The sequence below is a fragment of the Nocardia sp. NPDC004123 genome (assembly GCF_053603795.1).
In genome coordinates this window covers 180,137-204,134 of sequence record NZ_JBSGGG010000015.1, presented here as the reverse complement: position 1 = coordinate 204,134, position 23,998 = coordinate 180,137, and the positions used below count along the sequence as shown (strand labels likewise).

24 protein-coding genes are annotated in these 23,998 nt (G+C 68.5%); 15 read left to right on the top strand and 9 right to left on the bottom strand.

What is annotated here, in order from left to right; translation table 11 throughout:
* Positions 1 to 35: 35 nt before the first annotated feature.
* The 3 genes from ACWEQQ_RS23160 to ACWEQQ_RS23150 form a co-directional block, all read right to left on the bottom strand.
* The gene (locus tag ACWEQQ_RS23160) at positions 36 to 902 is read right to left on the bottom strand and encodes an ABC transporter substrate-binding protein (protein WP_452349636.1); all 867 of its coding nucleotides are present in this window, start codon (positions 900 to 902) and stop codon (positions 36 to 38) included.
* A gap of 16 nt (positions 903 to 918) precedes the next feature.
* Complete coding sequence (locus ACWEQQ_RS23155) at positions 919 to 1,674, bottom strand: SDR family NAD(P)-dependent oxidoreductase (protein WP_452349635.1); 756 nt, start codon at positions 1,672 to 1,674, stop codon at positions 919 to 921.
* 333 nt (positions 1,675 to 2,007) lie between these two features.
* Positions 2,008 to 2,190, bottom strand: coding sequence for a hypothetical protein (locus ACWEQQ_RS23150; RefSeq protein WP_452345858.1), 183 nt, complete (start codon positions 2,188 to 2,190; stop codon positions 2,008 to 2,010).
* 148 nt (positions 2,191 to 2,338) lie between these two features.
* Between ACWEQQ_RS23150 and ACWEQQ_RS23145 the strand changes: the two genes are divergently transcribed.
* Positions 2,339 to 2,935 carry a TetR/AcrR family transcriptional regulator gene (locus ACWEQQ_RS23145; protein ID WP_452345859.1) on the top strand — a complete coding sequence of 199 codons (597 nt, stop codon included), beginning with the start codon at positions 2,339 to 2,341 and terminating at the stop codon, positions 2,933 to 2,935.
* Here ACWEQQ_RS23145 and ACWEQQ_RS23140 read toward each other — a convergent pair whose 3' ends face one another.
* Positions 2,936 to 3,766 (bottom strand): hypothetical protein, encoded by an 831-nt coding sequence (locus ACWEQQ_RS23140; RefSeq protein ID WP_452349634.1) that lies wholly within the window; start codon positions 3,764 to 3,766, stop codon positions 2,936 to 2,938.
* 153 nt (positions 3,767 to 3,919) lie between these two features.
* On the opposite strand from ACWEQQ_RS23140, the gene ACWEQQ_RS23135 reads away from it, so the two are divergent.
* From ACWEQQ_RS23135 to ACWEQQ_RS23125, 3 genes are all read left to right on the top strand, one after another.
* Positions 3,920 to 4,417: a nucleoside deaminase gene (locus ACWEQQ_RS23135; RefSeq protein ID WP_452345861.1), complete on the top strand. Its 498-nt coding sequence runs from the start codon at positions 3,920 to 3,922 to the stop codon at positions 4,415 to 4,417.
* A gap of 306 nt (positions 4,418 to 4,723) precedes the next feature.
* Positions 4,724 to 5,410 (top strand): GNAT family N-acetyltransferase, encoded by a 687-nt coding sequence (locus tag ACWEQQ_RS23130; RefSeq protein ID WP_452349633.1) that lies wholly within the window; start codon positions 4,724 to 4,726, stop codon positions 5,408 to 5,410.
* A gap of 195 nt (positions 5,411 to 5,605) precedes the next feature.
* The gene (locus ACWEQQ_RS23125; RefSeq protein ID WP_452345863.1) at positions 5,606 to 6,130 is read left to right on the top strand and encodes a hypothetical protein; all 525 of its coding nucleotides are present in this window, start codon (positions 5,606 to 5,608) and stop codon (positions 6,128 to 6,130) included.
* A 5-nt stretch (positions 6,131 to 6,135) separates the two neighbouring features.
* Here the strand turns inward: ACWEQQ_RS23125 and ACWEQQ_RS23120 are convergent, their stop codons facing one another.
* Positions 6,136 to 6,612 carry an MmyB family transcriptional regulator gene (locus ACWEQQ_RS23120; protein WP_452344308.1) on the bottom strand — a complete coding sequence of 159 codons (477 nt, stop codon included), beginning with the start codon at positions 6,610 to 6,612 and terminating at the stop codon, positions 6,136 to 6,138.
* Between the two features lie 148 nt (positions 6,613 to 6,760).
* Between ACWEQQ_RS23120 and ACWEQQ_RS23115 the strand changes: the two genes are divergently transcribed.
* The 4 genes from ACWEQQ_RS23115 to ACWEQQ_RS23100 all read left to right on the top strand — a co-directional run bounded on the left by ACWEQQ_RS23115 (position 6,761) and on the right by ACWEQQ_RS23100 (position 13,666).
* Positions 6,761 to 10,528: a BTAD domain-containing putative transcriptional regulator gene (locus tag ACWEQQ_RS23115; protein WP_452349632.1), complete on the top strand. Its 3,768-nt coding sequence runs from the start codon at positions 6,761 to 6,763 to the stop codon at positions 10,526 to 10,528.
* Between the two features lie 71 nt (positions 10,529 to 10,599).
* Positions 10,600 to 11,256, top strand: coding sequence for a CHAP domain-containing protein (locus ACWEQQ_RS23110; protein ID WP_452349631.1), 657 nt, complete (start codon positions 10,600 to 10,602; stop codon positions 11,254 to 11,256).
* A 156-nt stretch (positions 11,257 to 11,412) separates the two neighbouring features.
* Complete coding sequence (locus ACWEQQ_RS23105; protein ID WP_452344305.1) at positions 11,413 to 12,645, top strand: hypothetical protein; 1,233 nt, start codon at positions 11,413 to 11,415, stop codon at positions 12,643 to 12,645.
* Between the two features lie 295 nt (positions 12,646 to 12,940).
* On the top strand, positions 12,941 to 13,666 hold the full coding sequence (locus tag ACWEQQ_RS23100; RefSeq protein WP_452349630.1) for a DUF1906 domain-containing protein: 726 nt from the start codon (positions 12,941 to 12,943) through the stop codon (positions 13,664 to 13,666).
* Here ACWEQQ_RS23100 and ACWEQQ_RS23095 read toward each other — a convergent pair whose 3' ends face one another.
* Complete coding sequence (locus ACWEQQ_RS23095) at positions 13,667 to 14,035, bottom strand: hypothetical protein (protein WP_452349629.1); 369 nt, start codon at positions 14,033 to 14,035, stop codon at positions 13,667 to 13,669.
* Positions 14,036 to 14,147: 112 nt separating this feature from the next.
* Positions 14,148 to 14,900 (bottom strand): Rv1157c family protein, encoded by a 753-nt coding sequence (locus ACWEQQ_RS23090; protein ID WP_452349628.1) that lies wholly within the window; start codon positions 14,898 to 14,900, stop codon positions 14,148 to 14,150.
* Between the two features lie 345 nt (positions 14,901 to 15,245).
* Here ACWEQQ_RS23090 and ACWEQQ_RS23085 point away from each other — a divergent pair, with 345 nt between their 5' ends.
* Together ACWEQQ_RS23085 and ACWEQQ_RS23080 are read left to right on the top strand one after the other, a co-directional pair.
* Positions 15,246 to 16,478, top strand: coding sequence for a mannosyltransferase (locus tag ACWEQQ_RS23085; RefSeq protein WP_452349685.1), 1,233 nt, complete (start codon positions 15,246 to 15,248; stop codon positions 16,476 to 16,478).
* 184 nt (positions 16,479 to 16,662) lie between these two features.
* Positions 16,663 to 17,883, top strand: a complete 1,221-nt coding sequence (locus ACWEQQ_RS23080; protein WP_452349627.1) for a mannosyltransferase — start codon at positions 16,663 to 16,665, stop codon at positions 17,881 to 17,883.
* Here ACWEQQ_RS23080 and ACWEQQ_RS23075 read toward each other — a convergent pair.
* Together ACWEQQ_RS23075 and ACWEQQ_RS23070 are read right to left on the bottom strand one after the other, a co-directional pair.
* A complete protein-coding gene (locus tag ACWEQQ_RS23075) occupies positions 17,825 to 18,118 on the bottom strand; it encodes a 4a-hydroxytetrahydrobiopterin dehydratase (RefSeq protein WP_452344302.1) in 294 nt (97 codons plus the stop codon). The genes ACWEQQ_RS23080 and ACWEQQ_RS23075 overlap by 59 nt on opposite strands.
* Before the next feature lie 20 nt (positions 18,119 to 18,138).
* Positions 18,139 to 18,315, bottom strand: coding sequence for a hypothetical protein (locus ACWEQQ_RS23070; protein WP_354833569.1), 177 nt, complete (start codon positions 18,313 to 18,315; stop codon positions 18,139 to 18,141).
* A gap of 171 nt (positions 18,316 to 18,486) precedes the next feature.
* Here ACWEQQ_RS23070 and typA point away from each other — a divergent pair, with 171 nt between their 5' ends.
* The 5 genes from typA to ACWEQQ_RS23045 all read left to right on the top strand — a co-directional run bounded on the left by typA (position 18,487) and on the right by ACWEQQ_RS23045 (position 23,949).
* Complete coding sequence (gene typA, locus ACWEQQ_RS23065; protein ID WP_452344301.1) at positions 18,487 to 20,385, top strand: translational GTPase TypA; 1,899 nt, start codon at positions 18,487 to 18,489, stop codon at positions 20,383 to 20,385.
* A gap of 263 nt (positions 20,386 to 20,648) precedes the next feature.
* Positions 20,649 to 22,394 carry an ABC transporter family substrate-binding protein gene (locus tag ACWEQQ_RS23060; protein WP_452349684.1) on the top strand — a complete coding sequence of 582 codons (1,746 nt, stop codon included), beginning with the start codon at positions 20,649 to 20,651 and terminating at the stop codon, positions 22,392 to 22,394.
* Positions 22,391 to 23,284 (top strand): N-acetyl-1-D-myo-inositol-2-amino-2-deoxy-alpha-D-glucopyranoside deacetylase, encoded by an 894-nt coding sequence (mshB, locus tag ACWEQQ_RS23055; RefSeq protein WP_452349626.1) that lies wholly within the window; start codon positions 22,391 to 22,393, stop codon positions 23,282 to 23,284. The genes ACWEQQ_RS23060 and mshB overlap by 4 nt, the downstream gene beginning before the upstream one ends.
* Positions 23,285 to 23,296: 12 nt before the next feature.
* Complete coding sequence (locus ACWEQQ_RS23050) at positions 23,297 to 23,455, top strand: hypothetical protein (protein ID WP_326306468.1); 159 nt, start codon at positions 23,297 to 23,299, stop codon at positions 23,453 to 23,455.
* Positions 23,452 to 23,949, top strand: coding sequence for a hypothetical protein (locus tag ACWEQQ_RS23045; RefSeq protein ID WP_452344299.1), 498 nt, complete (start codon positions 23,452 to 23,454; stop codon positions 23,947 to 23,949). Before ACWEQQ_RS23050 ends, ACWEQQ_RS23045 begins: the two co-directional genes overlap by 4 nt.
* Positions 23,950 to 23,998: the final 49 nt, after the last annotated feature.

Genomic DNA, 23,998 nt, shown 5'->3' with positions numbered 1-23,998 from the left:
CGTCGAATACATCTCAGCGCCGCCGCTTCCGGCTGCTAGGTGGTGCGGTAGAAGTCGGCCGCGGTGACGGTGACTGGCACCCCGAGTTCGGTGGCTACCGCAGTGATCGCGGTATCGCCGACGGCGAGGTCGGCGCGGCCGTCGGTGGTGAAATACGGTGCGATGAAGGTCTTGTAGTGGGCTCGGACTTCGTCCGCGGTGTGCCGGCCGAGGAAGGTTCGCAGATGGCGCACCGCGGTATCGGTGTCGTCGTGGATCACCTGCAGCGCACGCCGGTGGGCTCGTACGACGGCCTGGACCGCGGGAGCGTCGGGACTGAGGTAGGTCGGATCGACGGCTACACCGACGGTGGGGATCTGGAAGAGGTCGCCGACCCAGGCCACTACCTGCCAGCCCTCCACTGCGGCAACCGCTTCGGGTGCCATGGTGCTGCCGACGACGGCGGCATCGATCGTGCCGTCGTGCAGCATGCGCAGGTCCATCCCGTAGTCGCCGGGCGCGCGGGCGATCGGGTGGATGTCGTGGTCCGGGTCCAGACCGATCCGGCGCAACGCGATCCGCGCAAAGCATCCGGGCGCGGTGTGGGGCGCGTGTACCGCGACCCGTCTGCCGGACAGGCCGGCCGGCGAGGTCATGCCGGAGCGGGCCAGGAACCAGAACAGCGGCCGGTGGGTGTTGACGGTCAGCGCGACCCAGGGAATTCCATTGGTCAACCGGGACAGCAGGGCCCGGCCGAGCCCGATGGTGGCGCACCGGCGTAGTCGTTCCTCATCCCAGGTGCAGCCGTCGCGCAGGGCGACGTGGACGCCTTCGTCGGCGTAAAAGTCCTGTTGGTCGGCGATATAGGCAACCAGTTCCTCGTGAAATCCCCGACCGACGTAGGCGAGATCGATCGTGTCCATGAGCGTTCTTCCCTCGTCAGTACATGGCCATGCCGCCGTTCACCGCGGCGGTGGTGCCGGTCATGAAGGAGTTGTCCTCGCTGGCGTAGAACGCGACCGCCTGGGCGACGTCCCCGGTCAGGGCCAGGCGGCCGAGCGGTGTCGCGGCCACCTGCCGCCGTTTGATCTCGTCGTCGAGCACGCCCGCGATGCGGGTGTCCTCCACCGGGCCGGGCTCCACGACGTTGACCGTGATGGCCCACGGCCCGAGCTCCTGGGCGAGGTAACGAGCGAACTGCGCGAGTGCGGCTTTGGCGGTGCCCAGCGCGATCATGCCCGCTCGGGGCCGGCGGCTGAGCCCGGTGCCGATGTAGATGATGCGCCCCCAGCCTTGTGCGGTCATGGCCGGCAGGACGGCCTTGGTAACCGTGAACGCCGCACGCATTTCGTCATCGAGCTTGCCGCCCAGTTCTTTCCACGTCATGTCCTGGAACGACTTGATCGCATACGGGGTGAGCGCGTTGTGCACGAGCACGTCGACGCCACCCCACTGCTTCTGCACCCGTTCGATCAGGTTCTCGACCGCGGCGGACTCACGGACATCGGCCTGTACAGCCAGCGCGTGGCCGCCTGCCTCCCCGATCCCGGCCACGACCTCCCCGGCCGCTGCCTCGCTGTGCAGGTAGTTGACCACCACGCGCATTCCTCGCGCCGCCAGCAGACGCGCGGTGGCCGCGCCGATTCCGCTGCTGGCCCCCGTCACCAATGCCACTCGCCCCGTACCTGTGATCATGGTGCGACCTCCGTGTGATCCGCTCCGTTGAGCACGATGTCGATGTGACCCGCGGCAAATCGGTGGCGGTGCGGTCGAGTTCGTGTGATAGCCGTGAGGCGAGCAGACGCTCCAGCCTGCCGCGGGTAGATCACCGGGCTGCGTTCCACGGTCATGAACGGTCGATCCAGTTTCGGAATGCCACCCGGTTCGGATCCGACTGGGCCCGCTGTGCATCGGTCGCAGTTGAAAGGGTTGTGCGACAGTAATTTCGGAGACGGGCGAGATATCGCCGCGTCCGAGCGAGCGGCCCACCGCGCGGTGCGCGGTTGGGCCGCAACCTCGCTCTGCGCGTCAGATGCAGATGTTGAAGGTGAAGAAGCCCAGCGGGACGCCGAAGCAGAACGTGACCGACCCGACGGTGTCGGTGACCGGCACGGGTGTGGGCGGAGCGGCCGATGCGGTAGGAGCGGCCAGCCCGGCGAGCGACATGGCGATGCCGGTCGCGGCGATTATCGAGGCAATTTTGGTCTTCATTTTGGGCTCCGTTCCTTGGATGAGCGATGGCGGTTCAGACCCCGACCCGGAACAGCTGCCTAATCGATCTTCCGCCGATGATCTCCCGGCGACAAGCCCCCGGCCTACACTGCTAAACGCCAGTTCGGCTTGTGTTTGTGGAGGTTCGGTGACAGATGGTGAGGTTCGGCGGCGGCCGGGCGGCAGATCCGCCCGGGTGCGCGAGGCCGTGCTCGAGGCGGCGTTGAATGTGCTGGCGGACAAGGGGGTTGGCGAGTTTGCGGTGTCGGATGTGGTCGCGTCGTCGGGGGTGCACGAGACGACGATCTATCGGCGTTGGGGCAGCCGGGACGAGCTGATCATCGACACCCTGCTCAGCTACAGCGAGCAGCGGATACCGGTGCCCGATACCGGGGCGATCCGGACCGACCTCTACGTACTGCTCGACGCCGTCGCGGCCTACCTCGGCACGCCGCACGGCCGAGCGCTCAATCAGGCGCTGTCGTTCGGCGGTGGCGAACCGCGGTGGGCGCGCGTGCGGGAGGCGTTCTGGACCACGCGGCTCGAACTGACCAGGCCGATCGTCGAGCGCGGCGTCGACCGCGGCGAGCTGCCCGCCGGGACCGACCCGCGGCTGCTGCTCGAAACCTTGATCGCGCCACTGCAATTCCGCACGCTGGTCACCCGGGAACCGATCGATCCGCAGCTGTGTGTCCGCCTCGTCGACCTGCTGCTCGACGGCGCGATTGCCGGTCCGCGGCCGTGATCACCGCATCGGCGCCGATCCGGCCGCGACCGGGCCCGCCGCGATCATCCAATTGCTGAACTCCGTGGCCAGGTGCCACTGGTGTTCGCGAATCAGCCGGGCGGGGAATACCCCCGGGAACTGCACGGTCAGCAGGGCCTCCATCCCGCCGTCCCGATCCCGGAATTGATGGCGCACCCCACCGATGATCAGGCCGTCGTCGAGTACCGCGTGACCCGCGATCTGGATCGGATAAGCGGGGTCGGGCGGAATGGTGAGCGCGTCCGTCGAGGTGTAATCGACGAGGAATCTGGTGACCGTCGGTGAGCCACCGGTGGTTTCGACGACTTCCTGCCGGCCATCGGGCAAGCCACGCAGCAGGTAATGATCCGGGCATGCGTCGACCATGTCGGCCTCGGCATTGCTCGCGGTCAGAGCGTCGAACCAGGCCGCGAACCGTGCGGCGGAGTAGTTCGGCACTTCGACCCGGACGGCACTGTGCCTGGTCCGGCCCCGGCTCGCCGCGACGCCGATCCGGGCAGCTCGCTCGGAGAACGCCGGCTCCCGCCCGAGCATGGCGTAGATCCCCGCGTGCCCCAGTCGCATCTTCAGGGTTGTGAGCGCTGCCCGCTGCCGGTCGAGTGTCGCGTGCCGTAGGTCGGCGGCGGTGTGCGCGGGCGTGAGTTCGGCGAATGCCCGCGGCCCGAGCCGGGTCTCGAATTTCGCGAGCACAGCGCGGGTGCGGCGTGACTCCCATGCCAGCACCCGGTCGCGGGACACCCTTTCGCCGCCGATGACCACCCGGATCTCGAGGTGATCCGCCGTGTTCCGCCGTTCCTCCGCGCCCGCCATGCCGCCTCCCTAAAGCCAGTTCAACTAGCGTTAAGCATGGGTGGAGTGCCTGCTAAAAGCAAGAGGTACCCGCGTTTGTGGCCGCGACCCACCTCCCAGCGGTCTTCGAACCCCTCCGGTGGCACTGAAGTGGTTGTGTGGCAAGGTGTTCGGGTGGTCGAATCGCTCAGCGAGCGGGATATGGAAAATCTGCTGACGGCTGTCGGCATTGCGCGGCGGTCGCGTGAGCACGGCAATCATCCATTCGGGGCGGTGCTGGCCGAGCCCGGGGGAAGGGTGTTGCTGGAGGCGGAGAACACGGTGATCACCGCGCGTGATGCGACGGGACATGCGGAAACGAATCTGGTGCGGCTGGCGAGCGCCGCCTATGACGCCGAGTTTCTGCGTGGCTGCACGCTTTACACCAGTACCGAACCCTGCGCAATGTGCGCGGGGGCGATCTACTGGGGAAATATCGGGCGGGTGGTTTATGCACTCGGCGAGGACCAGCTCTTGGCCCTGACCGGTGCGGATCCCGAGAACCCGACCATGTCGCTGCCCTGTCGTGCGGTATTCGCCGCCGGTCAGCGCGCACTGCCGGTCATCGGCCCGATCGAGGTCGCGGAGGCAAGGGCGGTACACGACGGTTTCTGGCGGGGAAGACCGGCGTAGTAATACCTTCCACCGCATAGGTATTCGCATTTCCTGGCAGCCCGAAAGGGGATCGCCGGCAGGTAGCGGATGGCCGTGCCGGAAAGGCTGTAAGACACCTGTGAAATAACCCGCGCGACGCGCGGTAGAGCGCATGAAATTTACATGCCGCCTGCAGCGTGGTGCGCTGGTGTTCCGCTATCGTTCATCCCACTATCCGATGCTGCTACTGGCGCGCCAGGGCTGGTTCGTCGATTCCGGAGTGTGTGGCCGGGGCGGCCATTGCCTGGGGCGAGCCCCCGACCCCTTCCGAAAGATCGAGGGAACGTGCCCGTACCCGTAACTCTGACCGGCCGTCTGGTACGGCTGGAACCCCTTGCGCCGCAGCATGCCTCGGGGCTCGCGGAGGCTGCTGCGGGGAACCGTGATGAGTATGCGTTCACGCCTGTCCCACACGGTGTGGACGAGGCGCTGGAATACGTCGCGCAGGCCCTTTCCGGGCATGCCGCGGGCACCTCGCTGGCCTTCGCCATCATCGCCGTCGCCAGTGGACGGGTACTGGGCTCGACCCGGTTCACCCGTTTCGACTACTGGCAGGGCCCGGTGGTGTGGCCGCTGGTGCACGGCATGCCGAGCGGAGATCCCCTGCTCGCGGTGCCCGATGCCGCCGAGATCGGCAATACCTGGCTGTCCCCGCAGGCGCGCGGCGCGGGTATCAATCTGGAGTCCAAGCTGCTGTTGCTGCAGCACGCGTTCGAGGTGTGGCGGGTGCGGCGGATCGCCATGCGCGCCGATGTTCGAAATCTCCGGTCCCGCTTGGCGATCGAGCGTCTCGGCGCCACCAGCGACGGGGTGCGCCGGGCGCACTCGCGCGGGCTGGACGGCGAGGTGCGCAGCACCGCCTTCTACTCCATCCTGGACGAGGAGTGGCCGACTGTCCGGGTCACCATCGAGGGCCAGCTGGCGGCGCTGCCGGCCCGAGAGGGCGCGCGCAGCCGTCTGGTGGGCGCGTAACCGGGCCGTACGGCAGCCGGGTGACCGATCAGATCGACCGTCAGACCGGTCGGTCTGGTCGGTGTCCGGCGACTATAATTCCGGATGTTGCACCGGTCGGGCGTCGAGGAGAGATCTGTCCGAGTCTGGTAACTCGGCGAGCCGGCACGATTCGGATGACGAAGCCAGCAACCCCTCCCGCGTAAGGAGTGGCGCATGACCAACCCCATGCGCACCAAGGTCTGCCTCTGCGACAGTCTGTCCGGATCCCCCGTGCTCAGCCTCTTCCTCGTCCCCGAACACCGCGTGCCCGGCGGCAGCATCCTGCACCTGGTGGAGCAGGCCCCGTTGTCCGCGAGGTCGATTCCGCGCCCCAACCCGCATCTCATCGAGTGGCTCCAGGAGCACGGCTCGCCCGCCATCCGCACCCGCTTCCTCGCCTTCGCGGCCGGGCAGCACGACCCGCACGATGTGCACGCGGTGCTGCACGATCACTTCATCGTCGACCCCGGCCCCATCGGGCTGGACATGGACGATCCGGACGAGATGACCCGGCTCGCACTGCTCCCCGAGCACTGGCTCGGCCCGCGGCGCATCGACGACTTCCACGACCTGGCCGTGCGCAGCACCATGCTCGCGGTCTATCGGCACTTCGGTGTGGACCGGCGCATACCGCTCATGTATCACGGCTATGCCGAACCCGAGGACGGCTGGTTCGAGGTCCCCGCCGCCGAGGCCTGACCGACCTAGTCGAACGGCACCACTGTCAGCATCCACCACGGCCGCTGTGGCGACTGGAACTCGAAGGTCTGCACGTACATCCGGCGTTCCCGGCGGGTCACCGGATCGTTCATCAGCACCGTGCGCTCGCGCGGCTCCGGGGGGACGACGTGGCTGTGCCACAAGCGATCCCAGTCGGGGGAGCGGCGCGCCAGATTGACGATCTCCTCGACCCGGTCCGGCCGCAGGTCGGGGGCGGCGGACCGGAAGGCCGACACCATGACCTGCGCTTCGGCCTCCCAGTCGCCCAGCCGGTAGCGGGCCATGGGTTCCAGCAGGATCGCCGTCATCAGATTCGCGCCCGGACCGGTGCCCGGAAACAGGTTCCGGAAGGGTTCGTTCGCGGCCACCACGTCGTAGCCGCCGTCGTGCAGGCAGGCCGGATGCGGAAGGCTGTGCAGGACCGCGAGATCGGCGTCCGGCGGCGGGGAGGGGTCGAACACCCTAGGCAGTGTGCGGGACAACTCTTCGGAGCGTCTTCGTATCGAGTTAAGCCCCGTCACAAGACTGGGTACTGTCGCAGAATTTCTGTCATATTGAGAGGATCCTGTTTGGTTTTATTCGAAGTGGGTTCGGGGGTCGCACAGCGACATGGCGCTCATACACATCGGGGTGCTGGGCCCACTGCACATCAGCATCGACGGTCAGCGCGTGCCTCCGGGCGCGCCCATGCAGTGCGCGGTGCTGGGACGACTGGTCGCCGCAGGTGGCCGGGTGGTGCCCACCGAACGGCTCATCGACGACCTCTGGCACGGTGACCCGCCCGCCAAAGCCGTTGCCGCGCTGCAGGTGTACATCCACAACCTGCGCCGGGTCTTCGAGCCGGACCGGCCGCGCCGGGCGCACTCGCGTGTCATCGTGTCCGAATCACACGGCTATGCGCTCAATCTCGAGCCGTCCCAAGTGGATTCCTGGCACTTCGAACAACTGCTGCACGGGCACGAGGCCGCCATGCGCGACCCCGCCGGGCGACCCGACCCGCTGGAGCAGGTGCGGGTGCTGGACGCCGCCCTGGCGTGCTGGCACGGCGGCGCCTTCGAATCCTTCCCCGGAATGCCCTGGGCGGCACAGGAAGCCGCCCGCCTGCAGGCCCTGCGGCTGACCGCAGCCGAACTGCGAGCCCAGGCGGCGCTGGAACTGAACCGGCCCGCCGAGGTGGTGCTGGCCCTGCGGCCCATCCTGGAGGAGCATCCCGGACGCGAGGAATGCGCGCGGCTGCTGGCCGTCGCCCAGTACCGACTGGGACAGTCGCTGGACGCACTCGCCACGGTGCGCCGCAGCCGCGAATTCCTCACCCTGGAATTCGGGGTGGATCCCGGTCCGGGACTGCGGGATCTGGAGACCGCCATCCTCACCCACTCGGTGGACACCGAGACGGTCACCCCGCCCGCACCTGTGCGGCCCGCCGAACCCGAACCGCTGCCCGATCCGGAACCCTTGCCGGACACCGGATATGCCGCGCAGCGGGCCGCCGTGCTGGCCGCCGCCGACGCCGCGTCCGCCGGGCACGTGCGGCTGGTCTGGCTCTCCGGTGAGGCCGGCGCCGGGAAGACCACCCTTGCCACCGCCCTCACCACACACCTGGGCGACCGCGGCTGGACCACCGTGTTCGGCCGCTGCCCCGAGGTCGAGTCCGCGCCGCCCGCCTGGGCCTGGGCCGAGGTACTCACCGGCCTCGACGCCGCCGACCCCGAAACCTTCACCGCCGCCGATGCTTTCACCCTGGCCCGGCGTGTGGTCCGCTCCTGCCGCGAACGCTCGGCCGGGAGACCGATCGCCATCGTGCTCGAGGACGTGCACGGCGCCGACACCGCCACCCTGCAGGTGCTGCGGCAGGTGGTGAACTGGCTGCGGGACCGCCCGATCCTCATCCTCGCCACCCTGCGCGGCACCGAGGCGGGCCCGGGCGTCCGCGACACCGCCGCCGCCCTGGCCCTGTTCACCGCCGACCGCCTCGAACTCGACGGCCTCGACATGGCGGGCACCCGTCGCGCCGCGGCTGCCGCCGGGCTCGCCGCCCCTGACGACCGCACCGTGGAACTGCTACGCCGTCGCACCGGCGGCAACCCGCTGTTCGTGCGCGAACTCGCCAAACTCGTTGCCACCCAGGGCACCACCGACGGCCTGCCCGACAGCGTGCGCGACCTGCTGGGCCGGCGCATCGGCCAGCTCCCCGCCGACGTCGTGGACCTGCTGCGCCACCTCTCGGTCTGGGGCGAGGACAGCGACATCACCACCCTCGCCGCCTCCGCCGGCCGCCCCGCCGACACCGTCATCGACCTGATCGCCGCCGCCGAATCCGCGCGCCTGCTGCGCACCGACCGGGCCGGCCGCGTCACCTTCGACCACGCCCTGGTCCGCGAAACCGTCTACTACGACCTCCCCACCCTGCGCCGCACCCGAATGCACTGGGCCGCCTTCGAATACCTGCGCAGCGACCCGGAACCGGGCCCGGCAGCGCCGGGCTCGACCCGCGCGGCGGTCGCGCCCGGCCAGGACGCGGGACGATCCGACACCCCGGCCGGGACGGAAGACCTTCCGGGCATGGGGAATCGAGTGCTCAGCGCGCTGTGGGGAGCCGATCACCTGGTCGCGGCGCTCCTCGGGTCCCCATGGCCCAGGGCCGCGCGTCACACCGACCGGACGCTCGCGGCCCTTCGCGGGGCCGACGAGGTGGCCACGGACTCGTCGACCGGACAGACGGAACCGGACGGCGCGGGCATCGCAGACCCCGGCACGGCGGCACCGCCCGGCCGCGGCCGAATCCCCGAGTTCGCCGACGCCGGAACAAGTTCCGCGCACGATGCGGTATACGTACCGCGCGGGAGGGACATCGACGCGCTGGCACATCACGCGGCGCTGGGGGCGGATGCCGAAACCGCCACGGTGGCTCTGCCATACGTGCGCGCGGCGGCGCGGCGGTGTGTGGAGCGGCGGATGCGGGCCGATGCCGTGCGGCGGTGGCGATCGGTGCTCGCGCTGCACGATCTGGCCGGGCACACCGGCGCGGGAGCCGCGCGCGCGGATCGGCTCGCGGTGGTCGAGGCGCGCTGCGAGCTGGTGGTGGCGCTGGCCTACGACGGGCAGCACATCGCCGCGCGGGCGGCGCGCGAGCAGGCGCTCGATCTGGCCGAATCACTCGGCGGCACAGCGTCATCGCCGGGCGGGACGCAGCTGCTCGCGCACGCCGTCACCTGCTGGCCGACGCCGCTCATCTGGTCGGTGCACGACTGGCACACCCCGGACCCGCGCATCCGCGAACCGCTGCGCCTGGCCTGCGCCGATACCGGGTTGCCGGTGCGCACGCGAATTCTGTTGCAGGTCACCGCCGTTTTCGATCGCGCCGTCGAGGAACCCTCGGCGGCCCGCATCCTGGCCGGTTCGGCCATGGCCCTGGCCGAACCGCTCGACGACCCGGACCTGCTGTGCACGGTGCTCAACGCGCAGGCGTTCGCGGCCTTCGCGGCGGGCGGCTTCCTGCGCGCCCACGACCTCGAACGGTATGCGACCCGGCTGCTCGAGGTGTCCACCGCGGCCGAACTCACCGAGTTCCGCGCGCTCGCACACTATCTGCTGTTCCGCGCCACCCTGGCCGACGCCGATCTGGTGGCCGCCGCCGAACACGCCGGACGGGCCGGCGAATACGCCACCGACGGACAGCTGCGGCACCTGCTGGACGCCATCGCGCCCTTCGGCATGGTGCTGGAACTGTTGCGCGGCAATACCGATGAGGTGCTGCGCCTGCTCGGCGAGGGCTCTGGCGAACTGGACGACCTGGTGGCGCACTCCGGCGAGGGCGCGGCCGAACCGACCCGCGACGGCAATGCGCTGCACGTCGGCATCGCCGTCTCCATCGGCTGGCTGCGCAACGACATGTCCGTCTACCTGAATGATCTGCGCGAGCGCACCGCTCTCAAACCGGAGCTGTTCATCCACGGTTACGCACTGGCCCTGGTGCATTCGGGCCGCCCGGAGGAGGCGCGTCGCGTGCTGGCCGCCGCACCTCCACTGGCTCCGCAGTTCTGGTCCACCTTCACCGGAGTGAAGGCCCGCCTCGCCATCGCCCTCGAGGATCCGGCCATGGCGCTCGGCGTCTACCAGCAACTGCTGCCGTACTCGGGCACCGTCTGCGGTCTGGAGACCGGCGCCTCGGTGCTCGGGCCCATGGATTGCATCCTCGCCGAGCTGGCCACCTACCTCGGCGACCACGAGCGGGCCGCCGGTCACCGCGCCGCCGCCGAGGAACTGCAGGACAGACTGCAATCCGAGCTGGCCGAACTCGCACCCCAGGGCGTCGGGCTCATGCAGCCCAGCCGCCTCGGACCGATGGGCCGCAGCCGGCTGGTCCACCGCCCATGAGGGAACTCCGCGGCCGGGTGGAACGTCCATATTGGTAAGGCCGACGGCCGGCCGGAACGGGGGAGGACCGAATGACAGTCGAGCTCGAGCGCCCGCAGCGCAGAGGGCGGCGCTGGCTGGCGGTGAGCGCCGTTGCGCTGGTGGTGATTTCGGCGCTGAGTGCCGGGGGAGTGCTCGGCGTGCGGTGGTGGCAACAGCACCGGCACGAGGAGTCCTACGGCCCGCGGGAGATGGACGGGCGTCTGCTGCACGACTTTCCGCAGGTCGATTCCGCCGGGTTGAGTCCCGGGCAGGCGCAGGTGGTCGATGTTCTGCGACAGCAATTCGACGAACAGAGCGGTAGGGACAAATACTCCGAGGGCATTGCCGAACCCTGGTGCGCCGACTTCGTCAGCTGGGTGATGCGCGCGGCCGGTCAACCGTTGAGCAATCCGAATTCCGGATCCTGGCGGATTCCCGGCGTCTACACCCTGGAGGAGTACTACCGGGGACAGCATCGTTTCGAGCAGGCGAACAACGGATATCTACCACGGGTCGGCGATGTGGTGATGTACTCGGATTCCAGTGTGTTCCATCAGCACACGAATATCGTTATCGCGGTGGATTCGGATACCATCACCACGGTGGGCGGCAATGAGGCCGGTGAATCCGGCGGTGTCGCCATCCACAAATTCCGGGCGTCCGGCACATCGGGGCTGGTCGGCTTCGGGCGATTGGGAACACGCTGATTCCACATTCTGGAAACACGCGGGGCGGGGTGTACTACTGAGCGCATCTTCCGCTTACGATGGGTTTCGGCGGCGCCCGGCAGCGTCGTCGATTGATCCCTGTCCTGCTGCCCCCTCATCGGCAGGACAGGGGTCCCCGCCCGACGAAAGTAGCTGATGACGTCGTCCGACCAACCGACCTGGATCGATTACGCCGAATTCGGCGAACGTTTCGTGGCGGCGGCGGTGACGGAAACCCGGATCGAATCAGCGGTCTCCAGCGTGGCCGGGCGCGGAATCACCATCGGCCCCTTCGGAATCGGGCCCGCCGGGCTCGCCCGGTTCGTGGCCAAGGGCAGCATCGGCAAACCCACCGTCATCCGGCGCGGGCCGCACGTGCACTTCGACGTCATGCTCCCGGTGAAACTGCGGGTCGACGTCACCCTCGGCGGGCAGCGGCTGCGGCTGGAGGCGGTGGTGGAGATCGACCTCAGCATGCACGCCCGCACCGCCGATCCGCTGCTCATCGTCATCGACATTCCCCCGGTCACCGGGCGCGACGTCAGCTTCGTCATGCGCGCGCAGGCCATCGGCACCGCCTGGGAACTGCTGCTGGACCCCATCGCCAAACTGGTGCAGCGCGAGGTCGCCAATCGCATCAATGGCATTCTGGCCGACCCGGATTCGCAGCGCGGCCGCACCTTCGACGTGCAGGCCATCATGGACGGCACCCGCTCGGCCTACCGCGGGCGGCCCACCCACGAGTGGATCGGCTACGACGAATTCGGCCGCCGGTTCTTCGCGCGCATCGTGACCGCGGAGCGGGTGCGCCAGGTGGTGGAATCGATGGCGGGCAAGCCCATCGAGGTCGGCCCGCTGCGCACCGGCCCGGGCAACAAGGCCGAGGTCTGGGTGCAGGGCAGTGTGCGACTACCGAGGGTCGCCGCCGCGGGTCCGGTCACCGTCACGCCCGTGCCCGAGCCGCGGATCGCCGAATTGCCCCATGCCGCGGCCGAATCGGCCGCGACGGCGGCCGCGGCAGCCGAGGCACACGCGAACTCCCACGATCCGGCGCTGGTCCGCTTCGACCTCACCATTCCGGTGAGCCTGGACATCTCCGTGGACGTGCTCAAGACCAACCGCTATCGGGCCGAGGTGCAGGTGCCCGTGGCCCTCACCGCGCGTGCCGCCGAGCCGTTGCTGATCGTCATCGACGCCGTACCGCCGCGCGCCCGCGACATCGATCTGGAGATGACCGCCGAGGGCTGGCGAGCGGCCGCGCTGGGCAAGCTGGCCGGCATGCGCAAGCAGATCGCTGCCCAGGTGGCGAAGGTCGTGCGCGCGGAGGTGGCCGACGTGTCGCGCCGGACCATCAATGTGGGCGCCCGGTTGGACTCGACGCGCGTCTGAGGTCCCCGGCCGCGGCAATTCGATAGCTGTTTGTTAGCCATCGGCCGGTCGTTGCCCGGTTTCGCCCCGATGTGACATATGGTGCCGATGTGCTCGATGAGCCTGGCGATTCCAATGTGAATATGGTGAAATGAGGGCACGTTCAGGGCTCCCGGCGCACGGATGATCTTGTTTTCATCGGGGAAGGTGCGCCGGGCACGCCGCAAGTAGTTCCAACCGGTCACCGGTGAGACGCCGTCTCCCAATCGTCACGACTGGAATGTTCGACCAGCGAGTGTGTGCGAAGGAGCCCGTGATGCGTCCTGCCCATGTCAATCGACGGAACTTCCTCTCCGGGTCCACGGCTCTCGCCGCCGGAATCACCGCCGGACTGACCCTCCCACCCGCCACCGCGGCAGCCGGGCAACAGCTCGGCACCCTCCTCGACTACGCCGGCGGCGTCCCCTCCGCCCAATCCATCAGCGACGACGGCCATATCGGCGTCATCCGCTACGTTTCCGACCGGCGGCCCGGCGCCGAATGGATGGCGGGCAAACCGCTGCTCGCCCGCGAGGTCGACGCCCTGCGCGCCGCGGGCCTGTCGGTGGTCTCCTGCTACCAGTTCGGCAAGGGCCCGACCGCCGACTGGCGCGGCGGTTACGCGGCCGGATTGCAGCACGCCGCACGGGGATTGATCCTGCACAAGGCCGCGGGCGGGCCCGACACCGCGCCCATCTACGCCTCCATCGACGACAACCCCGGCGACGACGATTTCGAGCAGTTCATCGAGCCGTACCTGCGCGGCTGGGAGACCGTCATCGGGCACGGCCGCACCGGCGTCTACGCGAACTCGCCGACCATCGACAACATTCGGGACGCGGGACTGTGCTCGTTCTTCTGGCAACACAATTGGGGCACCCCGAAGGGCTACGTCAATCCCGCCGCCACCCTGCACCAGTTCGAGATCGACAAGCGCGAGGTCGACGGCGTCTCCGTGGACGTCAATGCCGTACTGGCCCCGCAGTATGGCCAATGGTGGTAGTCAGGTCTGGCAGTGGCAGGTCGGGTCGGTCGCCAGGTCCGGCTCCTCGGGGACGACCCGGAGCATGAGGTGGGGATCGGTGTGTTCGTCCTCGCCGCTGCCGTCGGCGAAGACCTCACCGTTCCCGTTCCAGGAGAACAGGGACCAGCGGGACAGCGCCGAGAATGCGGAGCCGAGGCTGCCGAAGGAAGCCGAGGAGATGAGAGAGCCGAACGAGCCCACCGACCCGATCGACAGCACCGAGCCCACGCTGCCGATGGACAGGATCGAATAGGCCGAGCCGATCGACAGGATCGATCCCTCGGAACGGATCGAGAGGATCGACCGGCGCGAATACAGTCCCCGAACGGGGTTGGTCACAGCGGCCATAGATGTCGGTCTACCACAGGAAACCGGCCGTGCAAACGATTTCGCCCCCGTCCCTTCCGTGTAGTTACGGAGGAGAACGGGGGCGAAATTCTCGGCTACCTCGGGGTGTCGGCTAGGCGACCGTGAAGAATCCGATGGTCGGCAGGAACGAGCAGGTGATCGGCTGTGACTCCGGATCGGCCTGAGTCGTCAGCGAACCCGAGACGATGGCGACCACACGACCGGAACCGGTATTGGCGATGGCCGACAGGGTGGCCGGGCCGTCCGGGTTGATGTGCGCGTCATTGGTCAGGTTCTGGGTGGCGGTGGCGCGCGTGTCGAGGTTCAGCCACTGCACCGTCATCGGGGCAGGCTGCACATCGGTGGGCTGCTTGGTGCCCAGCGCGGTGAACACGAAACCGGCCTGACCCTGCGCCGGTCCGGGCGGGGGCAGCTGCGCCGGACCGCCGACGGCCAGCGCGGTGCCCACCGAGTCGGCGGAGGGGGAGATGCAGCCCTTGCCGATGGTCGGCCACAGGAACTGCGAGATGACCGGGCCATCCTTCGGGATGTCCGGGCCGCCACCGCCACTGCCGTCGAGGAACGTGATGACGGCGAGCAGCGTGGTCTTCACCTGCGCCGGCAGGTTGCTGCTCTCCAGTAGCTGCTTGGCCTGGGCGAGAATGGCGTTCTTGGGGCCCGCGTCCGCGATATCGGCGGGACCGGTGGCCGCGCCGATGATGGCGGGGACCAGCGAGGCCAGCGCGTCGACCGGAACCCCTTCGGGGATCATCGGAATCGACGCGCTCTTGGGTGCCGGCGCGGGGTTCGCGTCGGCCGTCGGCACGGCGACGGTGGCGCAGGCCGCCAGGGCCAATGCGGACATTGCGAACCGCGATCCTCGGGTGCGAAGCACTGGTGTAGCCGTCCTTACCTTCAGGGACATCTAGCAGCGATGGAGCCATCGCTCCGCGCCACTCTAGGGACCGGGCTGCCGTGTTGTACAGCCGCGGTGTGATCTTGGCGAACTCGATCAGCTGACGCTATCGAACGGGAGACCAGAGTGCCTGTTACAGATGGGGTCGGTGATGTAAATGTTACAGCGGAGGGTCCGCGCTGCACGGAACATTCTGCTGGGCGACTACGCTTGCCGGGGCCACCGCAACGCCGCATTCGCGAGGCCCGCAAGCCGCATTCGCCAGCCGTGCACTCGGCCGGTGACCCGCCCGAGCTGAAAGACAGTGCCGTGAATCGACACTTCCATATGGCCGCCGCGGCACTGGGTATTTCGGTGCTGGCCCGGCTCGCGTGGGTCCTGTTCCTGCCCAATGGCATGAACTTCGTGGACCTGCACGTCTATGTGGACGGCTCCGCGAATCTGTTCGGCGGAAATCTCTACGACTACACCGATTCCAGTAAGACGCCGGACTTTCCGCTGCCGTTCACCTATCCGCCGTTCGCGGCGCTGGTGTTCTATCCGCTGCATTTCCTGCCCTTCGGGGTGGTAGCCATCGGATGGCTGCTCGCCACGGTGGCGGCGCTGTTCGGCGTGGTGTGGTCGGCGCTGGAGATGATGGTCGGCCGCGAGGCCATGCGTGAGCGGTCCTGGCGCACCGCCGCGGTGGCGTGGACGGCGATCGGCATGTGGCTGGAGCCGGTGCGCTCGACCTTCGACTACGGCCAGGTCAATGTGTTCCTGGTGCTGCTCGCCATGATCGCGGTCCGCAGCGCGCGATGGTGGGTGTCGGGCACGCTGGTCGGCGTGGCCGCCGGCATCAAGCTGACCCCGGCCGTCACCGGGCTGTATTTCGCGGCCCGCAAACGCTGGTTCACGGCGATCTGGTCGGCGCTGGTCTTCTTCGGGACCATTCTGCTGACCTATTTGTTCGCCCCCGGCGAGACCAACAAGTACTTCCGCGAATTGCTCGGCGACGCGCATCGCATCGGGCCGGTCGGATCGGCGACCAATCAGTCGCTGCGCGGCGCGCTCAGCCGGCTGCTCGGCCACGACGTGGTGTCCGGGCCGGTGTGGATCGCGGCCGCGCTGGTGACGGCCGTGCTCGCGTTCTTCGCTTGGCGCGCACTGGATTCCGACGATCGGCTGGGCACGCTGATCATCGTGCAGCTGTTCGGGTTGATGGTGTCGCCGATCTCCTGGTCGCACCACTGGATCTGGCTCCTGCCGGTCATCCTGTGGCTGTGCTACGGCCCGCTGCGGCAGGCGGCGGGCGCCCGGGTGCTGGCCGGTTACTGGCTGGTGGTGACGCTGATCGGCGTGCCCTGGGTGCTGGGCTTCTTCCAGGATTCGATCTGGACCATCTCGCGTCCGGGCATCCTGTCCTGGGTGGGCGCGGTGGACGTGCTCGGCGTGCTGGCGCTCTATGCCTGGATCATCCGGGCGGGCCGGCTCAGCCCCGGGCATCCGGTCGATCGATCTCGTGCGCAAGAGCTGTCCGACCGGTGAGGTGAGATTTTCAGCGCGAGATCCGCGTCCCGAATATCTCGGGCGCCTCGAATGTCGGTGGTGCCCTTAATATTTGGGGTGCGCGGGATAATCGTTGGTCCGGTTACGCTCAGCGAGCGCTGAAAAGGCCTGCTCGCCAGCCGTGAATTCCGGTCGGTGATCCACCCGACCGAAAGTCCATGCCGTGAATCGACGTTTCCGCCTGGCCGCCGCCGCCCTCGGCATCTCGGTGCTGGTCCGCCTGCTGTGGGCGCTGTTCTGGCCCAGCAATCTGATCCTCGTGGACCTGCACGTGTATGTCGAAGGGGCCGCGAATCTGTTCCGCGGGAACCTCTACGACTGGACCGATTCCAGTCGGTCACCACAATTTCCGCTGCCGTTCACCTATCCACCGTTCGCGGCGCTCGTCCTGTATCCGCTGCATTTCCTGCCCTTCGACGTGGTGGCCGTCGGCTGGCTGCTGGCCACGGCGGCGGCGCTGTTCGGCATCGTGTGGATCTCGCTGGAGATGATCGTGGGCCGGGAGGCCATGCATGACCAGTCCTGGCGCACCACCGCGGTGGCGTGGACCGCGGGCGGCATGTGGCTGGAACCGGTGCGGTCCACCCTCGACTACGGCCAGGTCAATGTGTTCCTGGTGCTGCTCGCCATGGCCGCGGCGCGCACTGCCCGATGGTGGGTGTCGGGTGCGTTGATCGGCCTGGGTGCCGGAGTCAAGCTGACCCCGGCGGTGACCGGACTGTATTTCGTGGCCCGCCGGCAGTGGCTCGCGGTGATCTGGTCGGCGGTGGCCTTCGCCGGGACCATCGGCCTGACCTTCCTGCTCACGCCGGGGGAGACCAGGAGGTACTTCGGGGAACTGGTCGGCGACCCGGGCCGCATCGGGCCGGTCGGTTCGGTGATCAATCAGTCGCTGCGCGGGGCGCTCAGCCGCCTGGCCGGCCACGACATCGGGTCCGGGCTGCTGTGGAAGACATCCGTGCTGGTGACGGCCGTGCTCGCGTTCTTCGCCTGGCGCGCACTGCGTTCCGACGATCGGCTGGGCACGCTGATCATCGTGCAGCTGTTCGGTTTGATGGCGTCGCCGATCGCCTGGTCACACCACTGGGTTTGCCTGGTCCCGCTGATTCTGTGGCTGCTCCACGGTCCGCTGCGCGAGGCCGCCGGTGCGCGCCTGATGGCCGCCTACTGGCTGTTCACGACAGTGATCGGGGTGCCCTGGATGCTGGGAACCCTGCAGAAGTCGATGTGGGATATATCGCGTCCGGGTTATCTGGCCTGGCTGGGCGCGGCGAACGCGATCGGGGTGCTGGCCCTCTATGCGTGGATGATCCGGGCCGGGCGGCTCAGCTCTGGGCGTGCAGTTGATCGATCTCGTGAGCGAGAGCCATATCGCGTTTCGTGAGACCGCCCGCGGCGTGGGTGGACAGCGTGAAAGTGACCCGCCGCCAGCGGATATCGATATCGGGATGGTGGTCGGCGGCCTCGGCCGCGGCGGCCACCCGGCGCACCAGTTCGATGCCGGCGATGAACGAGGGGGCCTGGATGGTGCGCGTGATGCTATTGCCCTCATGGGTCCATTCGGGCAGTTCGGTGAGGGCCTTGGCGATGTCGTCGTCGGAGAGCAGCGCAGGACTCATGACTCCGGTTTACTCCGGATTCAGGCTGCCCGCGCGAGTTTCAGGCACTTCTTGAGTTCCTTGCCGCAGCAGCCTGCGGCTTCGGCCTTCTTCATCCGCGTAATCACAACAGGGCATTTCAGGCATCGCGTCTTCTTGCGGCAGCATTTCTTCTTCGGCTTCAGACCGGATACGTGTTTGGCCTTCACCTTGCCCATGGTTGGTTAGCTTAACCTAACCTCCGCCCATTGACCATGTGACCTAATGCGCCCGGTAGTCTGTAGCTCGCCGCATGCCCGGTGGAGTTCGCCATGTTCTCGTCGTAGGCAGCCCCACGCATGAGACCCATCCGGGTCGGCAACAGACTTTTTCACCAGGAGGAATCAAACGTGTCGTCTGTCGAGTTCCGAAACGTCGCCATCGTGGCGCACGTCGACCACGGCAAGACAACACTGGTCGACGCCATGCTCCGGCAATCCGGTGCGTTCGCCGAACGCGCCGAACTCGTCGACCGAGTGATGGACTCCGGTGACCTCGAGCGCGAGAAGGGCATCACCATTCTCGCCAAGAACACCGCTGTTCACCGGCATAACGCCGACGGATCGGTCACCGTCATCAATGTCATCGACACCCCCGGCCACGCCGACTTCGGTGGTGAGGTGGAGCGCGGCCTGTCCATGGTGGACGGCGTCGTGCTGCTCGTCGACGCGTCCGAGGGTCCGCTGCCGCAGACCCGCTTCGTGCTGCGCAAGGCCCTCGCGGCCTCGCTGCCGGTGATCCTGGTCGTCAACAAGACCGACCGCCCGGACGCCCGCATCGAGGAGGTCGTCGAGGAATCCCACGACCTGCTGCTGGACCTGGCCTCCGACCTCGACGACGAGGCCTCCGAGGCCGCGGAACTGGCCCTCGACCTGCCGGTGCTCTACGCCTCCGGCCGCGCGGGCGTGGCGTCCACCAGCCGCCCCGACAATGGCCAGGTGCCGGCCGCGGAGAACCTCGACGAGCTGTTCGAGGTCCTCATGAAGTACGTTCCCGCTCCCAAGGGCGACCCGAAGGCCACCCTGCAGGCGCACGTCACCAACCTCGACGCCTCCCCGTTCCTGGGCCGAATCGGCCTGGTGCGCATCCACAACGGCACCCTGAAGAAGGGCCAGAACGTCGCGTGGATGCACGGTGACGGCGTCAAGACCGTCAAGATCACCGAGCTGCTCAAGACCATCGGCGTCGAGCGTCAGCCCGGCGAGGAGGCCGTGGCCGGTGACATCGTCGCCATCGCGGGCATTCCGGACATCATGATCGGCGACACCCTCGCCGACGTCGACAACCCGGTCGCGCTGCCGCGAATCACCGTCGACGAGCCGGCCATCTCGGTGACCATCGGCACCAACACCTCGCCGCTGGTCGGCCGGGTGCAGGGCCACAAGCTGACCGCCCGCATGGTGAAGTCGCGCCTGGACCAGGAGCTGGTCGGCAACGTGTCGCTGCGGGTGCTCGACATCGGCCGCCCGGACGCCTGGGAGGTGCAGGGCCGTGGTGAGCTCGCGCTGGCCATCCTGGTCGAGCAGATGCGCCGCGAGGGCTTCGAGCTGACCGTCGGCAAGCCGCAGGTGGTCACCAAGACCGTCGACGGCAAGGTGCACGAGCCCTTCGAAGAGCTGACCATCGACTGCCCGGACGAGTACCTGGGCGCGGTCACCCAGCTGCTGGCCGCCCGCAAGGGCAAGATGGTCCAGATGAGCAACCACTCGGCCGGGTGGGTGCGCATGGAGTTCATCGTCCCGTCGCGTGGCCTGATCGGTTTCCGCACCGATTTCCTCACCGAGACCCGCGGCACCGGTATCGCCAATGCCGTGTTCGACGGCTACGCGCCGTGGGCCGGTGAGATCCGCGCCCGCCACACCGGTTCGCTGGTCTCCGACCGCAATGGTTCGGTCACCCCGTTCGCCATGATCCAGCTGGCCGACCGTGGCCAGTTCTTCGTGGAGCCGGGCGCCGACACCTACGAGGGCCACGTGGTCGGCATCAACCCGCGTGCCGAGGACCTCGACATCAACGTCACCCGCGAGAAGAAGCTGACCAATATGCGGTCCGCCACCGGTGACGTGCTCGAGACCCTGGCCAAGCCGCTGCAGCTGGACCTCGAGAGCGCGATGGAGTTCTGCACCGACGACGAGTGTGTCGAGGTCACCCCGGAGATCGTGCGGGTCCGCAAGGTCACCCTGAATGCCAACGACCGCCAGCGTGAGATCTCGCGCCGCAAGGCCCGCGACAAGGCTGTGTCCAACTAGCCTCCGCTTCGCTCCGGCAGTTCGCGGCCCTGTTACCCCGGTCTTCCCTCCCTCCGCTCCTCCGCTTCGCTCCCCCGCTCCGGTCAGTCCAGACCGGGGCGGGCCGCGAACCTTTGGGCGGGTGTCGTGCACAACGGTGCTCACACGGGGTGGGACCGGGGTTCTGCGATTGAGTTCGGGGCACGACTACCAGCGGCGGCGTTGGTCGTCGGGCCGTGGAAGGTGGATCCAGTAGAGTGCCGAACGTGAGAACGGGGGCCCGGATGCGCGCATCGTGGCGCGCGGTGCTGTTGATGGTGGCGACCCTGTTGGCGGTCGCGACCGGGTGCACCGCGAATCCGCCACCGCCCATCGAATCCACCGACAGTCCGAAGACGCAGCCGGCCAAGCCGGGGAAGAACTCCGTCGTGGTCGGGGTCGACGACATCGGGATCGGGTTCAATCCGCATCTGCGGTCGCAGCAGTCGCCGGCGACGGCGGCGGTCGCGTCGATGGTGTTGCCGAGCCCGTTCCGGCCAGGTCCGACGCCGGGGGTGCCGGGCGGCACGGACTGGATACTGGATCCGGCGCTCATGGTGTCGGCGGATGTGACGGCGCAGGAGCCGTTCACCATCACCTACCAGCTCAAGAACGAGGCGTCCTGGTCCGACGGCGCACCCATCGCGGCCGAGGACTTCAAATACCTCTGGCAGCAGATGATCACGCAGCCGGGCACGGTGGATCCCGCGGGCTATCGGCTGATCTCGGATGTCAGTTCGTCGGCGGGCGGCAAGACGGTGACGGTCACCATGACGCAGCCGTATCCCGCCTGGCGGCAGCTGTTCTCGGATCTGCTGCCCCAGCATCTGGTCAAGGACTCGGGTTTCGAGCAGGGGTTGATCGACACCATCCGGATCTCGGGCGGCCAGTTCCGGATCAAGCAGGCCGACCGCGGCCGCGAGGAGATCCTGCTGGAACGCAACGACCGGTACTGGGGTCAGCCCGCGGTGCCGGATCAGATTCTGTTGCGGCGCGGCGGAACTCCCGCGCAGGTGGCGGAGTCGCTGCGGGTCGGGGACGCGCAGATGGCGCTGGTGCACGGCGGTGTGGCGTTGCAGGCGCAGCTGGCGGCGATTCCGTCGGTGCGCACGGCCACCATGCCGCAGTCGCGCGAGATGCAGCTGGCGCTCAACGGCCGCAGCGGCGACCTGGCCGATGTCCGGGTGCGGCGCGCGGTGCTGGCGCTGCTGGATCCGGTGCTGCTGGCCACGGTCGGTGCGCAGACCGGCAGCTGGGTGGAACCGGCTCGGGCGCAAGTACTTTCGCCCTCGGATCCGGGTTATGTCGCGACCCAGCCGCCGCGCCTGAGCCAGGAGGAGGCGTTCGGGCTGCTGGCCGAGGCCGGATTCGCGCGGGCCGCGGAGACGCCGGCCACGCAGTCGGCGACCTCGCCCGCCCCGCAGCCGCGGTCGCTGGCCAAGAACGGTAAATCGCTGACGGTGCGGATCGGCGCGGTGGACGGCGACACCACCACGCTGGCGGTGGCCAATACCGCCGCCGACCAATTGCGCAGTGCCGGAATCGATGTCGTCGTGCGCAGTGTCACGGCCTCGCAGCTGTACGGCAAGGAGCTGACCGACGTCGGGGTCGACGCCGTAGTCGGCTGGGAACGCACCGGCGAGGATCCGGCCACGGTGCTGGCGTCGCGGTACGGGTGCACGCCGGTGGCGCCGCCCGGTGACACCGCGGACACCACCGTCGCGGACGGGGCGAAGAAGTCCCCGTCGAATGTGTCCGGCGTGTGCGATCCGACCCTGCAGCCCGCCATCGACGCGGCCCTGCGCGGCATCGATGTGGGCAAGGTGATCGGCGAGACCGAGCCCAAGCTGTGGGAACTGGCGACGGTGCTGCCCATCGTGCAGGACACCCAGGTCGCCGCGGCGGGCCCGCGGGTGGACGGGGCCTCGCTGAGCGGCGCCATTCAGACCGGCATCTTCGGTGATGCCGCCAACTGGCGGAGGCTGCCGTGAATCCTCTCGATGCTTCCCGGCACGGTCTGCTGCTGGTGCACGCGCATCCGGACGACGAGTCCATCACCACCGGCGGCACCATCGCTCACTATCGCAAGCGCGGCGTCCCGGTCACCGTGGTGACCTGCACGCTCGGCGAAGAGGGCGAGGTCATCGGCGACGATTACGCGCATCTGGTGGCCGGGCAGGCCGATCAGCTGGGCGGTTACCGCATTCTCGAATTGACCAGGGCGCTGGCCGAATTGGATGCCGGGGTGCCGCATTTCCTGGGCGGCGCGGGCCGCTGGCGGGATTCCGGCATGGCCGGGACGCCGTCGGCGCGCAATCCCCGCGCGTTCGTGAACTCCGGCACCGCCGCGACCGACGCGCTGGTGCAGGTGATCCTGGAGCTGCGCCCGCGCGTGGTGATCGGCTACGACCCGCTCGGCGGCTACGGGCATCCGGATCACGTTCGCGCGCACCAGATCACCATGGCGGCCGTCGACGCCGCCTCGGACTGGGGCTGGACGGTCCCGAAGGTGTACTGGACGGTCACCGACCGCACCGTGCTGGCCATGCACACCGAGTCGTTGAAGCGCCGCACGGTGGATCAGCTGCCGGGTGCGCTGCCGCGCGGCTGGCGGCTGCCGCACGCGGGCGAATTGGCCTGTGTGCCAGCGGAATCCGTGACCACCACGGTGGATGTCTCGGATGTGCTGGCGGCCAAGCGCGCGGCCCTGCGGGCGCACGCGACCCAGGTGACGGTGGCCCCCTCGGGCCGGGAGTTCGCGCTGTCGAACGATGTCGCCCAGCCGGTGCTGCCGGAGGAGCATTACATTCTGGTGCGTGGCGAGCGCGGCCCGCTGGGCCCCGACGGCCGCGAACATGATCTTCTCGGTGGCCTGGAATGAGAGACTGAGGCTATGTACAACTGGGACCTGCAGAACGCGATCGCGGCGTTCGTCGAGAGCCAGCGCCCCTACTTCGAGTGGCAGCACGAGCTGTACCTCTCGGTGCTCTACGGCTTCGTGGACATGCAGAGTCAGCTGCTGACGCTGCTCGGATTCCCGCCGGTGCCGTGACGGCGGCCGTCGGTGCCCGGACGGGCGATGCGGTGATGGCGGCGGGACCGGCGCGCGGGGTGCTGACCGCGTTGATCGGCACGCTGCTGCTGGCCGACGCGGTGATCACGCTCGGGTTCGAGGTGCTGTTCCTGCCGATCTACGCCGGCCGGGCCCACATCCCGGAGCCGACGCCGGTGCTGGCCGCGGGCACCCTGGCCTCGAGCATGACCGACGGCGCGATCGCGGTGCCGCTCACGGCCCTGGCCGCCGCGGTGGTGAACGTGCTGCTGGTGATGGGCATGGGTGTGATCACCAAGCGGATCGGGGTGATGGCCCTGCCGATTCTGGTGTGGGTCCTGGGTTTCCTGATCTGCGCGGGTTTCAGTCCCAGCGGGTACGCCCTGCTCATGGGTGACTGGCCGACCATGCTGCTGCTCATCTGCGGTCTGCTGCCCGCGGGCATGTACCTCTACTACCGGGCGACCGTCCGCCTGGCCCGGACCGGAGCCTGACCGGACCGTCCTGCGGTTTTTCGACCCTTTTCCTCCGCGCTGTCACACT